This is a genomic window from Halosimplex yunnanense (assembly GCF_054504345.1).
The window spans coordinates 134,232-147,834 of the sequence record NZ_JBTJEL010000035.1 but is presented as its reverse complement, the minus strand read 5'-3'; the positions used below and the strand labels follow the sequence as shown (position 1 = coordinate 147,834).

Genomic DNA, 13,603 nt, shown 5'->3' with positions numbered 1-13,603 from the left:
GCCGGCCGGTCAGCGGCTGTCCGTGCGCGCTTCGGCCTCGCCCTCGCCGGTCTGGAAGACGAACTCGTGTTCGGCCTCGGTCTCGAAGTGGGAGATGCCGTCGCCGAGGTACTGTGCGGTCCGCTTCAGTTCGAGCGCGCGGGCGGACACCTCGGCGAGTTCGGCGGCCTGCTCCTCGGCGGCGCCGGCGACCGTCTCGCTCTCGGCCATGACCGTCTCGCCCGCGTCGGCGGCTTCCCCGACGAGCTCCGAGACAGTCCGGACGCGGACGAGCGACTCCTCGAACTCGAGGTCGTCGCGCCCGTCGGCGATCGCTTCGAGTTCGTCGGCGACCACGTCGATCTCCTCTGAGATGGTCGCCAGCCGCTCTTTCTGCTCGTAGGCGTCGTCGGAGACCTTCTGGATGGAGTCGGCGACCTGCTCGCTTGCCTCCCGGATCGTCTCCGAACTGGCGTGGACCTGCTCGCCGCCGTCGCTGACCTCCGCGGCGAAGGTCTCGAGCTGGCCGGTAGTGAGTTCCAGCTCGCGGATCATCTCGTTGAAGTCCTCGGCGATGCGGTCCATCGCGTCGTTCTCGCCGTCGGGATCCATGCGCTGGGTGAGGTCGCCGCGGGCGCAGGCGGCGAGCGTCTCGGAGTACGCCTCGGCCGTCTCGCGGAGGTACTCGTTGGTCTCGACGGCCTCGGCGCGGGCGACTTCCGCCTCCTCGCGCGCTCGCTCGGTCTCCGAAATCTGCTCGTCGAGGGCGTCGCGCATCTCGGCGAAGCCGCGGCTGAGTTGCCCGAACTCGTCGACTCGGTCGCTCTCCAGTTCGACGTCGAGGTCGCCGTCGCGCATCGCGGCGGTCTTCTCGGTCAACTCGTCGAGTTCGTTCCCGGCGCGGCGGCCGATGACGACGGCGACCGCACCGAGCGCGACCAGCGGGACGAGGACGAGCACGGCCGTGCTCGTCCCGACGTCGTTGCGGAGGCTGTAGGCCGCGGACTTCGGGACGTGCGTCAGCACGGTCCAGCCCGTCCCGGCAATCGTCGCATGGCCGAGCACTTCGCTCTCGGCGGTCACGACACCGGAGCCGTCGGTCGACAGCGCGTTCCCGGGCGCGGGGGCGCTGTCCGCACCGTCAGCGCCCGCTCCACCGCAGATCGGCTGGCCGTCGGCGCCGTGGACCGTAGTGTAGGCGCTCTCGTCGGGTTGTTCGAACGACCGGCCGCAGGCCGTGAGGTTCGCCTCGACGACGACGAGGTGTTCGGTGTTCTGCGGCGGCGCACTGACGAACGCGAGGACGCGCTCGCCGGAGGCCGGCGACGTGTAGGGCTCGAACGCGACGTACACGTTCGCCGGGACGTTCGTGACGCTCCCGACCGCCTCCGCCCGGTCGTGCGCCCACGGCACGCCCGCTTCCGAGAGGTTCCTCCCTTCCACGCCGTCGGACGTACTCACCAGTATCTCCCGGCTGTGGGAGTGGACGTAGTGGACGTCCAGGATGTCCTCGCGGAACTGCCGCTGCTGGCGCAGCAGGTGGTAATCGATGTCCGACTCGTTGGCGCGCTGGAACGGCGACGCCTGGGAGATCAATCGCGTCTGGTGGCGCAGCCCGTCGACCCAGCGGTCGAGGCTCTGGGCCTGGAGGTGCGACGTCGACGCCAGCTGGTCCTCCGTCCGGTCGGTCAGCGTCGCCGTCGTCGTCTGGAACATGACGGCGCCGATGCCGGCCGTGAGGACCATGACCAGGACCACCGACAGGAAGAATTTCCGAACGAACCGTTCCCGAACCGCTCGCGGGAGCAGGCCGGCGAGCCCCGACCCGTCCTCCGAAGTCCGTTGACCCATGGGTCGACGTGGTCGATACCGGATTATAAATCACGGTTATATATAGGGTACGAGATAGTCACCCCCGATGGGGAGCGGTACGGACTGCTACGTAGCACTCAGAGACGCGTTTGAGCGGCGGGTCTGTGAGGTGTAGCCACACCCCGGCGGGAGCCGGGAGCAGCGACGGGTGTCTCACAGTGCGAGGAGAGCTACGGAATACGTTCGAGTGACTGTCGAGCGGGAGTCGGCTGTGCGGATGGAGAAGAGCAGCCTCCGAGAGCCGATCAGAAGGCGTCCTGGACGAGCTCGAGCGCCTGCTCGCGGTCGTCCCACGGGATGAACACGGAGACCGACGTCGCGGACGTGACGACGTCGTAGAGGTGGATGTGGGCCTCTGAGAGGGGGTCGATGGTGCGTTTGACCATGCCGGGCTGGTTGGGCAGGTCGCTGCCGGTGACGCGGACCACGGCGATCTCGTCCTCGACGGTGACGCTGGAGAGGGCGTCTTCCTCGACGACGCGGTCGTGCAGCAGCGCCTCGGCGTTCTCGGCATCGTCGGCGGCGACGTAGAAGGTGATCGAGTCCATCCCCGAGGAGTTGGCCTCGATGTTGATCCCCTCCTCGCCGAGCGCGGTCGCGAGTTCACCCAGGATGCCCGGACTGTTGCGGATGGCGCGGCCGGCGACAGTCATGCAGGCGAGCTGGTCTTCCTGCAGGTCGATGAGGTTCTGGAACTCGCCCTCGATGGAGGTCCCGCCCGTCAGGAGGTCGTCGTGCTGGTAGTGGACGACCCGGACCCCCAGATCGGCGTCCTTGTACGACAGGGCCGACGGCGCGACGACCTCGGCGCCCCGGAACGACAGCGAGCGGAGCTCGTCGACGGTGATCTCGCCGACGTTGCGCGCGCCCTCGACGACGCGCGGGTCGCCGGTCATGACGCCCTCGACGTCGGTGACGATGACGACCTCGTCGGCGTCCATGAACTTGCCGAGCATGACCGCGGTGGTGTCGGAGCCGCCGCGACCGAGCGTGGTGACGTTGCCCTGGTGGTCCTCGGCGAGGAAGCCGGTGATGACCGGGACGACGTCGCCGAGTTGCCCCCCGAGCGCGCTGGCGCGCTTGGTCGTCTCGTCGACGTCGACCTCGCCGTACTCGTCGGTGATGATCGGCCAGCCCTCGCTGCCGGGCTCGAAGAACTCGGCGTCGATGCCGCGGGCGGCGAGCGCCCCCTTGAGCATCCGGACGGAGGTGCGCTCGCCCATGCTGACGATCTCGGCGCGGTCCTCGTCCTGAGCCTCGTAGTTGATGTCGTCGAGGAGGTCGTCGGTCGTCGAGCCCATCGCGCTGGCGACGACGGCGACCTCGTGGCCGTTCTCGATAGCTGCGGCGATGGAGTCGGCCGCCCGCGTGACTCGCGAGCCGTTGCCGAGGCTCGTGCCGCCGAACTTCACTACGACCCGCATCGGATCACCCGCTTCGTGTGTGCGTGACGCATGGCTGGTGCAGTGGCGTTGTCCCTCTCCCCGAATAACTGTGTCCATCTCGGGGCGGCGAAACTTCGCTATCGTCCGATTTCTGCGGCAATATCTGCGACAGCGGTGGAACTCTCGCCATCGTTCTCGTAGACCAGCACGTTCTCGCGGTCGGCCAGCAAGTCGCGGTACCGCTGCTGTCGCTCGACGTGGTGGTCCGGGTATCGATCCCGGAGATCAGTCGACCCGCTGGTCGGTCCAATCTGCGACCCGCGCTTCCAGAAAGTCGTGCACTGCGTCGGGCGGCTCCGCGAACCACCGCGCCTCGGCTATCTCGTCGTCGCCGATATCGATCTGGGTCCCCCGCGCGTCACCCTCGAACCAGACCGTGAGCATCTGAAACCGTCGGTCGGGGTCGTCGGTGTGAACGGCGGTCTTCCGGCGCACCCGGAAGACGCCGGTCAGTTCCGCTTCGATTCCGGTCTCCTCGCGGACCTCGCGGCGGGCGGTCTCGGCCATGGTCTCGCCGGGTTCGTGACCCCCGCCGGGTGTCCCCCACTTCTCCGGTTTGCTCTCGTGGCGGATCAACAGCGCTCGATTCTCGTCGTCGGTCACGAACGCGCCGGCGTCGCCGATCCAGCCGTCCTCGACCATCTCGACGCCCGCCTCGAAGAAATCGGGCTCGTTTTCGACCGTTTCCTCGACGACCGGAAACTCGCCGAACTCCGCTTCGAGGCGCGCGAGTCGGCGGTCGACGTCCTCGCGGGTCCGGGATTCGACGTCCATGCTTCCGGACCCGTCGGCTACCGCCTTATCTCTCTCGGGGACCAGTGCCCGGGGACGGTCGACAGCCGGCGGGCGAGACCCTCGATCACGGAACTTCAGGGTCACCCGATCGTTCGACACTTCCGACAGTACCTGCCCGCACGTGCCCGCGCCTACAGACCGAGCGTCTCGACTGCCTCACGCTGTCCCAGCGTCGAATACTCGTCGAATTCGTCGAGTTCGATCCACGCCATCGCGTCGTGTTCGTCGGACAGGTCGCTCTCGTCGAGGGAACTGATCGTTCGCCCGGGAAGGTCCACCAATACGGGCGTGAGTAGGAACTGCTCGTCGACGTGGCTGTGATAGGATTCCCCGATGTCGGTAATCCGTGCCGCGTCCGGCGACACCGATTGTAGTTCTTCGTCCAGTTCCCGACGGGCGGCCTCCCGGATCGATTCACCGGGCTCGCGCTTGCCACCGACGAACTCCCAGTGTCCGTCCATCGTCCGGCGCGCCAGGAGGTACCTGCAGTCGCTACCGCGCTTGGCGCGGACGACCAGTTGGGCCACGCCGATCGTTTCAGACATGGAACGGTCAATAGAATTGAACGACAGGCGGGGACTTCATTATGGGGGTCGATCGCTACCGCGTGAACCGCACAGCGAACCCGCCGTTCTCCGGCACCACGATGTCGAGCGCTTCCTCGCCGGTGACCGGCCACTCCTCGGACGCGAGGGCGCCCCCCGTTTCGTCTCGAACGACGTGGGCCGTCCACGTCTCGCTCGGGTCTGCTTCGCCCGACGCGAGGAACGCGCAGTCGACGGTGACGATGCGCTGCGGACCGGCCGTAATCGTGCCGAGGAACCACTCGTCGCCGTCTCTGCGGGCGACGGTCGCCTCGACGCCAGGGTGGCCGCCGACGAAGCGGGTCTCGTCCCACGCGGCCGGCACGCTTTCGAGGAACCCCTCCGCTTCGGGTCGAGCGGCGTACTCGTCGACGGAGTCGGCGAAGTGCTGGAGCGGCGACTCGAAGACGACCGAGAGCGCGAGTTCGTGGCCCGGCGTGGTCTGTGCGGCGTCGGCCGAGAAGGTGACGGGCGTGTAGTCCATCGGGCCGACGACGTTGCGGGTGAACGGGAGCGTGCAGTTGTGCTCGGGCGTGACGGTGCTCCACTTGTAGTACTCGGCGCCCATGACGCCCTCGTAGGTCATCACGTGGGGATAGCGGCGCTGGAGGCCGGTGGGCACGACGGAGCCGTGGAAGTTGACGAGCAGCTCGTGTTCGGCGGCCTCGGCGGCGAGGTCGTCGTAGAACTGCATCCGGCCCTGGTCGTCGTCGTCCATGAAGTCGACCTTGATCCCGGCGGCGCCCCAGTCGGCCCAGGTGCCGAGGCGCTCTTCTCGCTTGCTTTCGGTGTTCAGGTCGGTCCAGTGCGACCAGAGGAGGATGTCGACGCCGCGGTCGTTTGCGTAGTCGATCAGTTCGGGCATCTCCTCGCGGCGGCGCGGCCACCCGGCGTCGACGAGGACGTACTCCCAGCCGCGGTCGGCCGCGTAGTCGACGTACTCGCGCTGGCGTTCGAAGTCGTCGGGGCTGTCGGACTCGGACCACCACGACCACGCGACGCGACCGGGTTCGACCCAGTCAGTGTCGTACTCGGCGGTACCCGCCAGGTCCGTCACCAGCGTCGACTCGACGACGGTCGCGAGGTCGCCGACGATAGCGACGCGCCAGGGCGTCTCGAGCGGGAAGTGGGCGTTCAGGTGACCGGCGGGGACGCCGAACGTCATCTCCGTCTCACCGGCGACGAGCCGGGAAGCAGCGTAGTCGCCGTCGACGCCCGCTTCGGTGAGGAGGAGCCACTCGTCGTCCACACGAAACAGTCCCGGCGGGCAGTACTCCCCCTCGGTCTCGACGATGGGTTGCTGGCGAGCGCTGGCCTCGTGTGCGTGATCGAAGGGCGTCAGCCAGGTGACGGTGTCGCGAGGGAGCGATAGCGTCGTCCCGTCGCCGGTGAATATCTCCATCGCCTCCCCGGTGACTCGGTATCGGACGGCGACGCCTTCGGCGGCCGCGCGCAGTTGCACCTCGACGACGCCGTCGGCGTCGGGGTGGTCGTACGTGACGGTGCGCTCGACGGCGCGGTGGGTTCGCTCGTGAGCTTTCCCCTTCGGCATCTCGTAGGTCTCCGCGATCTCGGTGGCGTCGCCGACAGACACGTTGGCCCCGGTCCAGTCCACGCCGTGGAGTTCCCGGGAGAGCCTCTCGACGGGGAGTTCGGAGGGCGTTACGAGCGTGGTGCCGTCCCGTTCGACGGCCAGCGTGGCGTCTTCGGGGTCGAACACCGCCGTCGTCGCGCCGTTCGGGCCTGTCAGTTCCATGTTCTGTTCGGGCATCGGGCGTCCCAAATAGGTGCCGGGTCCCGGGGGGTCGCCGCGGGTGGGTCTGTTTCGAGCGCGGGCCGCTCCGGCCACCTCTATCGCCGGGCCGGCGCTTATCCGCCTCGCGGCCCAAGCGAAGCCAATGGCAGCACAGCCCGATTTCCGGTACGACTTCGAGGCCGCCAGCGACCTCCCGGGGGACGTCGACCACGCCGCGCTGCAGCGGATGGATCTCGCCGCGTACCTGCTCGATGACGGGATCGCCGTCCCGGGCACGAAGCGACGGATCGGGATCGATCCCCTGATCGGGATACTCCCGTTCGTCGGTGACGGCGTCGCCGCGCTCGCCTCCCTGATTATCATCGTGCAGGCGGCGCTGCTGGACGTCGAGCGGTCGACGCTGGTCCGGATGGCGGCCAACGTCGCCGTCGACTTCGCCGGTGGCTTGATACCGCTCGCCGGCGACCTCTTCGACGCGGCGTGGAAGGCTAACCGCCGGAACGTGGAACTCGCGGTCGGCGATCTGGCGACCGAGTCCGCGGAGATCGAGGTCGGCCCCGAACCGGCCTGAACTGGCCCAACTCCGTTGCGTAGGTATTTCTGGCGCTCACGTCGGGTTGACGCGGCTACCCAGTCGCGACTCGGCGAGCGCGAAGGCGAACGTGCTGGCAAGGCCGAGGAGCGTCGCGCCGGTGAGGGTAAAGGCGAGGTACGACAGGTCGCCGAACGCGAGGACGAAGCTACAGACGCCGTGGAGGATGAAGGCGATGGCGAGGACGTAGACGGGCGCGTTGAGGTGGCGCCACTCGAACTCGCCGTCGATGTACCCGTCGACGACGCGGCCGAGGCTGCTCGTGACGCCCGCGGCCGCGAACCACCGCAGCGAACCGTAGACCAGTGCCGCGATGACCTCGATGACGTCCAGTGCGTCGTCGGCCTGGGCCTGCAGGTCGGTGACGGTCTCGACGCCGGTGAACCCGCCGATTATCAACAGGAGGCCCGCGACGAGATAGGTCACCAGCGAGACGCGGCCGCCGTACAGCCCTTCGCGAACCTGGTCGACGAGCGTGTCGAGGCGCTCGCCCAGCGCCAGTCCCCGCGAGAGCAGGTAGAAACCGAGCAGTGCGGAGGTCACCCCGAAGACGGCGCCGGGCATGTCGAGGCGCTCGGCGACGATCGAGAGCGGGTAGATGAGCAGGAGGATGCCCATCGGGATGAGGATGGTCCCCCGGGTCTCTGGGTCGTCGAGGACCTGTTTGATGGTGTAGTACATCGACTCCAGGTCCTGTGCCTGACGGACGACGACGCGCTGGACGCCGTCGATGGGGACCCGCGAGCGGATCACCGGCAGGACGGACTCGTCCTGTGCGCCGTCGGTGACGACCATCGCGCGGACGTCTTCGCCGGTGGCCAGCCCCGCGAGCACCGTGTCGAGTTCCTCGCCGACGGCGCGGTTGGCCGCCACGTCGCTACCGTCGACGCCGGTGACCGCGGCGACCTCCACGGATTCGTCCGTGATCCGCTCGGCGATGTGCAGCCCCTCGAAGAGGACGTTCACGTCGCTGTCTTCGGGGTCTGCGGTCGCCAGCTCGACGGCGGCGGCCTCGACGGCGTCGCTGCCGACGACGGGCGTTTCGACGCCCGTCTTGCGTCCGAGGTCGTCGTCGAGGTCCACGCACAGGACCAACAGCATCGGTCGGGGGTAGACTGCCGGCGGGTATCAGTCTTCGGGCCTCCGGGCGGCGGTGACCGCCGGCTCCCCACCGCCGTCGCTGACTCCCGCCGCGTTCCGGACCCTGTACCCGCCCGTTCGCGATCCCCGCGGCGAGCAGCCGACCGCGCCGTCACTCCGGCAACGAGCGGTCGCGCAGTCGCTCGATCCGGCGATTCAGCGAGGGCTCCATCTGCCGCAACGTGGCGATCCGTCCCCACTCCATCGGGGCGTCGTTCAGGTCGGCGAATCGTTGGATCGTCGCCTCGACGGCGTCCCGGCTCGTCCGGGCGGCGGCGTAGGCGTCGGCCCGGTAGACGAGTCGCGTGCCGGCCCACAGTCCGACGGCACCGGCGACGAGGACGCCCAGCGCGGCGACTCCGTCGTCGACGCCGGGCACCGATAGGACCCCTGCGACGAGTCCGGCGGCCAGCGCGAACGTCCCGACGACGACGGCCAGCCGCGCTTCGAGGTGCATGACTCGAGCGCGGCCGGCCTGGAGCGCGAGATACGCCCGGAGGCGGTCGTCGTCGAACTCGTTCAGCAGGTAGTCGGTGACGAAGAGGTGGCGCCGGCCGGGCAGCCCGCGAACGACCGCGAACGCCTGCTTCGCGTCCGCGACTTCGAGGACGCGCACGTTTCGGGGGTCGAGGCCGGCGTCCGCACAGAGGCGGTCGAGTCGCTCGCGCTCGGCGTCGCTCGGGGCGCGCGTCGACTGCGAGAGACGGATCAGCCACGACGAGCCGGCCCACACCGCAATTAGTAGCGCCCCGATCACGCCGAAGAAGCCGGCGCTGGTCGCGAGACCCTCGCCGAGGAAACTCATGCCGACGACGACCACGGCCAGCACGCCGACCATCCCGCCGGCGTAGCGGGCGAGCCGCGCAGCCACCGTCGCGGCCGAGGCCTCGACCGATCGAAGCTCCCTGATCGCCGGGAACGCGCCGAAGTACCCCGCGACGACGGCGACCAGCGGCGCGGCGAGGCCGGCGACGAGCGTCAGGGCGCCGCCGACGGTCGACTCGCCGCCGAAGAGCGCCCCGAAGGCGGCGTCGACCGCGTCGAGCCACCCCATCAGGACCATCGCGACGAGCGCGAGGACGTAGACGAGGGGGAGGCCGAGGCGGAGCGCCCGGCGGATCCGGGTCAGTGCGGCCGTCGTGTCGGCCGCGTCTCGGTAGCGGCGGCTGTACGCGAAGAGCGCGAGCGCGGCGACCAGCGAAACCGCGGCGAGCGCGCCCAGCGAGGCGACCGCGTCGCCGACGCCGGTACTCGGACCCGACTGGAGAACCGTCGGCGCGCGGGGGCGGACGCCCGACTGAAGCGGGTGGAGGGCGAGCATAGCGATGACTGCGAACGGTCTCGCGAAAAGGTTTGTGTGTCGACATCATCGCTCCGTGGGCGCAGCTGCATGTCCGCCGCTACCGCGCTCGACCCCGTCGGCGACCACTTTGTAGAGCAGGCCGAAGGTTCCGCTATACAGTGCGAGGAGACCGCCGATGGAGAGGGTTAGCCCGACGAACAGCCGGCCCCACCGCACGACTTCCCACCCGTCGTAGCCGAAGAAGACGGACCCGTTCGCCATGCTCGTCCCGACGAAAGTACAGACGAGCGCGATCAGCAGGACGAGCCCGAACGAAACCGTCGTCTTGAGGCCGTACGTGATACCGTCCGTCGTACTGACTGCGGTCATAGCAGTCGGTGGTTCGGCCTTCCCGGATAAACGTACGGACGGTAAGGGAGTCGCTCACTGCGGAGAGAGGGAAAGACAGTTGCCCGCGGCCCGTCCAGTGGTGGTATGCGCATCGCCGTCCCCAACAAGGGTCGCCTGCACGACCCCGCGATCGACCTGCTGGACCGGGCCGGCCTCCACGTCGTCGACGGGGCCGACCGCAAGCTCTACGCCCAGACCGTCGACCCCGACGTGACCGTCCTCTACGCCCGCGCCGCCGACATCCCCGAGTACGTCGCCGACGGCGCTGCCGATATCGGCATCACGGGCCTCGATCAGGCCCGCGAGGCCGACACCGACGCGCTCGTCGACCTGCTCGATCTCGAGTTCGGCGCCTGCCGGCTCGTCCTCGCGGCGCCCGAGGACGGCGACATCGAGGCGGTCGAGGACCTCGACGGCGGCACCGTCGCCACCGAGTTCCCGAACGTCACCCGCGACTTTTTCGCCGAGCGCGACGTGGAGGTGGACATCGCTGAAGTCTCGGGCGCGACCGAGCTGACCCCACACGTCGACATCGCCGACGCCATCGTCGACATCACCTCGACGGGGACGACCCTCCGGATGAACCGCCTCGCGGAGATCGCCGACGTGCTGGAGTCGTCGGTCCGCCTGTTCGCCCGCGAGGACGTCGTCGACGACGAGAAGGTCCAGCAGACCCGGATGGCGCTCGAATCCGTCCTCTCCGCGGAGGGCAAGCGCTACCTGATGATGAACGTCCCTCAGGAGCGCCTCGACGACGTCGAGGACGTGCTGCCGGGGATGGGCGGCCCCACCGTGATGGACATCGCCGGGAGCGACGACGTGGCCGTCCACGCTGTCGTCGACGAGCGGGAGGTCTTCGAGACGATCAACGCGCTCAAAGACGTCGGCGCCAGCGACGTGCTCGTCACCGAGATCGAGCGACTGGTGGAATAGCTCGCTCGCCGCGGCTCGCCCGGCTCACCTCCGTTCGTTCTGTTCGCCTCGCTCACCCGTCGACGAGTTCCTGCGGGGTCACGTCGCGCCCGTCGACCTCGATCCGAAAGTCGGCGTTCCCTCCGGTCCGGGTGAAGTCGGTGACGTCGCCGGCGACGACGTAGGTGTCGCCGTAGCCTTCGTTCCCGGTGAATCCGCTGACGGTCCACGTGCCGTCGCCGTTGTCGGCCACGTCGTCGTTGTCCTCCGCCCTCAGCGGTTCGCCGACGTTCGTGACTGCCCAGACGAGGCCGTCGACGGTGAACTCGTACTCGACGTCCCCCGAATCTGTCCCGACGATTCGGAGGAGATCGGTCTCGTCGAGGGAGCTTCGGGTGACTCGCCGCTCGTACTCGCGGACGACGTACTCGCCGTTGCCGGCGGTCTGCTCGAACGACGTGATCTCGCCGTTGACGACGTACGCGTCGCCGTATCCGGTGTTCCCCGTGAACCCGCTGACAGTCCACGTGCCGTCGCCGTTATCGGTGATGTCGTCGTTGTCTCCGGCACCGACGCGGTCGGTGAGCGACGCCGGTTCGACCGGACCGTCGACGGTGAACTCGTACTCGACGTCGCCCGGTCCGGCACCGACGATCTCGACGACCCGTTCAGAGGGCGTCCGCTTGCCGAGGAGGTGTTCGCCGACCTCGCGATTTCGGAGGTAGACGTCCATGTCGTACGCCGACCGTTCGAACTGTATCGCCTCGATAGTCTTGCCCGCGTGTTCGCCCTCGCCGCGATAGGTCGTCGACAGTCCCTCGGAATCCCCGTCGCTACCGATCCCGGTGTGTTCGCCGTTTTCGAGTACTGTCTGAGAGGTCCCGTCCGCGTAGTAGAGCGTGACGCTCGTGGTGTCCGTGATGCCGAGCGCCTCCTCCTCGCCCGCGCCGACGCTCACGGAACTGTCGGTGAACGTCGTTGCTAGCTCTCCGGGATCGCAGTCGGTGTCCGCCTCGAAGTTCTCCTTTTCGCCGGGGCGATCCAACGCGACGCGCTCTACGATCCGACCGGGGGACCTGACCGAGGACGGCGCCCCGTCGGCTGTCCTGACGTAACTCCCGTCGGTGAAATCGACGTGAACCGCTGCCGCGCCGGCCTCGTCGATACTGTAGACCCCCGTACATCTGATGTCCAGTTCCTCCTCCGAGTCCGTCGCGCCTGCGACCGACCCGGCGGCCGTCCCGCCGAGTGTGGCCGCGAGCGCACCGCCCAGCGTCCCGCCGAGGAACCGCCGTCGCGTGTTTCCGCTCTCGTCGAAGCTATCGGATGGCATAATCTATAACGATCTTCCGATCACTTTGTTACTCGCTGATGAGTCGCGATTGTCGTCAGTTAACCGGGCTGTCTCCGCCCCGACTTGACAGTGCAGCGCTCGCTGCCAGCCCGCGTTACGTCGGTCCCATTCCACGGTAGAGAGCCGCTTACAGCGGTGGAACCGAGCACCTTTCGCTCGCAAGCCGACCGAAACGTCGGGTTACCGTCGCCTAACAGCCGCTTAGTTGTGGCGCGTCGGGACGAGCGAGCGGGCAGTCGACGCCGGGGTCGCTCAGACGAACTGGAAGATGTTGTTGAGCGGGATGATGAGTGCGACGGAGAAGGCGAAGTGCAGTGCCGTGAGGATAGCCGTGGGTTTCCACGAGACCCGGTAGGAGACGCTGATCGCGATGGCGTCGGCGACGAGCGTCACGACGAGCGCGAGGACGAACGCGAGTCCGGGCGGGACGAACCCGATGCCCTCCACGCCGTACCGACCGAGCAGGATCGAGACGAGCGCCGGGATGGGGCCGACGTAGGCCGCCCGCTGACTGGGCACGTCGCCGATGAAGAACGTCGCGGCGAGGTGGAGCGTAATCGCGTAGAACAGCGCAGTGATCAGGAACGTGACGACGAGCGCGAAGATCCCGCCACCCGTGGGGTCCGCCTGAAGCGGCCCGGCGGCATCGGGCAGAAGCTGACCGGGACTCGCGGCCCGGAGCGGTGCGAGCGCGTCGGCGAGCGCCGCGGAGGCGTCGGCGAGCGGGGGCTGCGCTGCGAAGTCCATAGCGGCGATAGGGAGAGCGGCCGTTTGTAGGCTGCTATCGCGACCGACAGCGGAAGGCGGCCGATGGCGACTGCAGCGGGCGGCTACTGCCGACGGCGATCCGCGGGTCGGTCAGCGTTCGCGTCGATTACTCGAGCAGGCCGAGGTCTTCGAGCCGGGAGACGATCTTGTCGACGGCCTCCTCGGCGTCCTCGGGCTGTTTGCCGCCGGTGATGACGAGCTTCCCGGAGCCGAACAGCAGGGCGACGACGTCGGGGTCGTCGAGGCGGTAGACGAGACCGGGGAACTGCTCGGGCTCGTACTCGATGTTCTCCAGCCCCAGCCCGATAGCGATGGCGTTGAGGTTGAGATTGCGGCCCAGGTCCGCGGAGGTGACGATGTTCTGGACGACGATCTCGGGGTCCTCGTCGACCTGAATGTTCAGGTCGCGCAGTTTGTCGAAGACGATGCGGAGGCTCTCGTGGACGTCGTCCGTGCTCTTCGCACCGGTACAGACGATCTTGCCCGAACGAAAGATCAGCGCCGCCGATTTCGGCTCCTGCGTGCGGTAGACGAGACCGGGGAACTGCTCGGGGTCGTAATCGGCCCCCTCTAAGTCCATCGCCACGCTCTGCAGGTCGAGCTCCTGCCCGATTCCAGTCGAGGCGACGACGTTTTCGATATTGATTGTCTCCTTGGGGTCAACCATGTCTCGACTTAAACGTTGTATTTAAGGCTTATAAACTTTCATACGC

13 protein-coding genes are annotated in these 13,603 nt (G+C 68.1%); 2 read left to right on the top strand and 11 right to left on the bottom strand.

What is annotated here, in order from left to right; genetic code table 11:
• Window positions 1-9 precede the first annotated feature (9 nt).
• The 5 genes from AB2U09_RS14365 to AB2U09_RS14345 form a co-directional block, all read right to left on the bottom strand.
• Complete coding sequence (locus AB2U09_RS14365; protein ID WP_459193414.1) at window positions 10-1,830, bottom strand: HAMP domain-containing protein; 1,821 nt, start codon at window positions 1,828-1,830, stop codon at window positions 10-12.
• 266 nt (window positions 1,831-2,096) lie between these two features.
• Window positions 2,097-3,275 (bottom strand): aspartate kinase, encoded by a 1,179-nt coding sequence (locus AB2U09_RS14360; RefSeq protein ID WP_459193413.1) that lies wholly within the window; start codon window positions 3,273-3,275, stop codon window positions 2,097-2,099.
• A gap of 246 nt (window positions 3,276-3,521) precedes the next feature.
• Window positions 3,522-4,070 carry an NUDIX hydrolase gene (locus AB2U09_RS14355; RefSeq protein ID WP_459193412.1) on the bottom strand — a complete coding sequence of 183 codons (549 nt, stop codon included), beginning with the start codon at window positions 4,068-4,070 and terminating at the stop codon, window positions 3,522-3,524.
• Window positions 4,071-4,222: 152 nt separating this feature from the next.
• Window positions 4,223-4,636, bottom strand: coding sequence for an NUDIX domain-containing protein (locus tag AB2U09_RS14350; protein WP_459193411.1), 414 nt, complete (start codon window positions 4,634-4,636; stop codon window positions 4,223-4,225).
• A 55-nt stretch (window positions 4,637-4,691) separates the two neighbouring features.
• Complete coding sequence (locus tag AB2U09_RS14345) at window positions 4,692-6,431, bottom strand: glycoside hydrolase family 97 protein (protein WP_459193410.1); 1,740 nt, start codon at window positions 6,429-6,431, stop codon at window positions 4,692-4,694.
• A 142-nt stretch (window positions 6,432-6,573) separates the two neighbouring features.
• Between AB2U09_RS14345 and AB2U09_RS14340 the strand changes: the two genes are divergently transcribed.
• Window positions 6,574-7,002: a DUF4112 domain-containing protein gene (locus AB2U09_RS14340; RefSeq protein WP_459193409.1), complete on the top strand. Its 429-nt coding sequence runs from the start codon at window positions 6,574-6,576 to the stop codon at window positions 7,000-7,002.
• A 36-nt stretch (window positions 7,003-7,038) separates the two neighbouring features.
• On the opposite strand, the gene AB2U09_RS14335 is transcribed toward AB2U09_RS14340, so the two are convergent.
• From AB2U09_RS14335 to AB2U09_RS14325, 3 genes are all read right to left on the bottom strand, one after another.
• Window positions 7,039-8,124 carry a DUF373 family protein gene (locus tag AB2U09_RS14335; RefSeq protein WP_459193408.1) on the bottom strand — a complete coding sequence of 362 codons (1,086 nt, stop codon included), beginning with the start codon at window positions 8,122-8,124 and terminating at the stop codon, window positions 7,039-7,041.
• A gap of 151 nt (window positions 8,125-8,275) precedes the next feature.
• A complete protein-coding gene (locus AB2U09_RS14330; protein WP_459193407.1) occupies window positions 8,276-9,484 on the bottom strand; it encodes a M48 family metalloprotease in 1,209 nt (402 codons plus the stop codon).
• A gap of 45 nt (window positions 9,485-9,529) precedes the next feature.
• The gene (locus AB2U09_RS14325; RefSeq protein WP_459193406.1) at window positions 9,530-9,835 is read right to left on the bottom strand and encodes a hypothetical protein; all 306 of its coding nucleotides are present in this window, start codon (window positions 9,833-9,835) and stop codon (window positions 9,530-9,532) included.
• A gap of 105 nt (window positions 9,836-9,940) precedes the next feature.
• Between AB2U09_RS14325 and hisG the strand changes: the two genes are divergently transcribed.
• Window positions 9,941-10,789, top strand: a complete 849-nt coding sequence (hisG, locus tag AB2U09_RS14320) for an ATP phosphoribosyltransferase (RefSeq protein ID WP_459193405.1) — start codon at window positions 9,941-9,943, stop codon at window positions 10,787-10,789.
• Window positions 10,790-10,841: 52 nt separating this feature from the next.
• Here hisG and AB2U09_RS14315 read toward each other — a convergent pair whose 3' ends face one another.
• The 3 genes from AB2U09_RS14315 to AB2U09_RS14305 all read right to left on the bottom strand — a co-directional run bounded on the left by AB2U09_RS14315 (window position 10,842) and on the right by AB2U09_RS14305 (window position 13,557).
• Window positions 10,842-12,101, bottom strand: a complete 1,260-nt coding sequence (locus AB2U09_RS14315) for a hypothetical protein (protein WP_459193404.1) — start codon at window positions 12,099-12,101, stop codon at window positions 10,842-10,844.
• Between the two features lie 273 nt (window positions 12,102-12,374).
• Complete coding sequence (locus tag AB2U09_RS14310) at window positions 12,375-12,869, bottom strand: DUF7473 family protein (RefSeq protein ID WP_459193403.1); 495 nt, start codon at window positions 12,867-12,869, stop codon at window positions 12,375-12,377.
• 127 nt (window positions 12,870-12,996) lie between these two features.
• Window positions 12,997-13,557 carry a TATA-box-binding protein gene (locus AB2U09_RS14305; protein WP_123535123.1) on the bottom strand — a complete coding sequence of 187 codons (561 nt, stop codon included), beginning with the start codon at window positions 13,555-13,557 and terminating at the stop codon, window positions 12,997-12,999.
• Window positions 13,558-13,603: the final 46 nt, after the last annotated feature.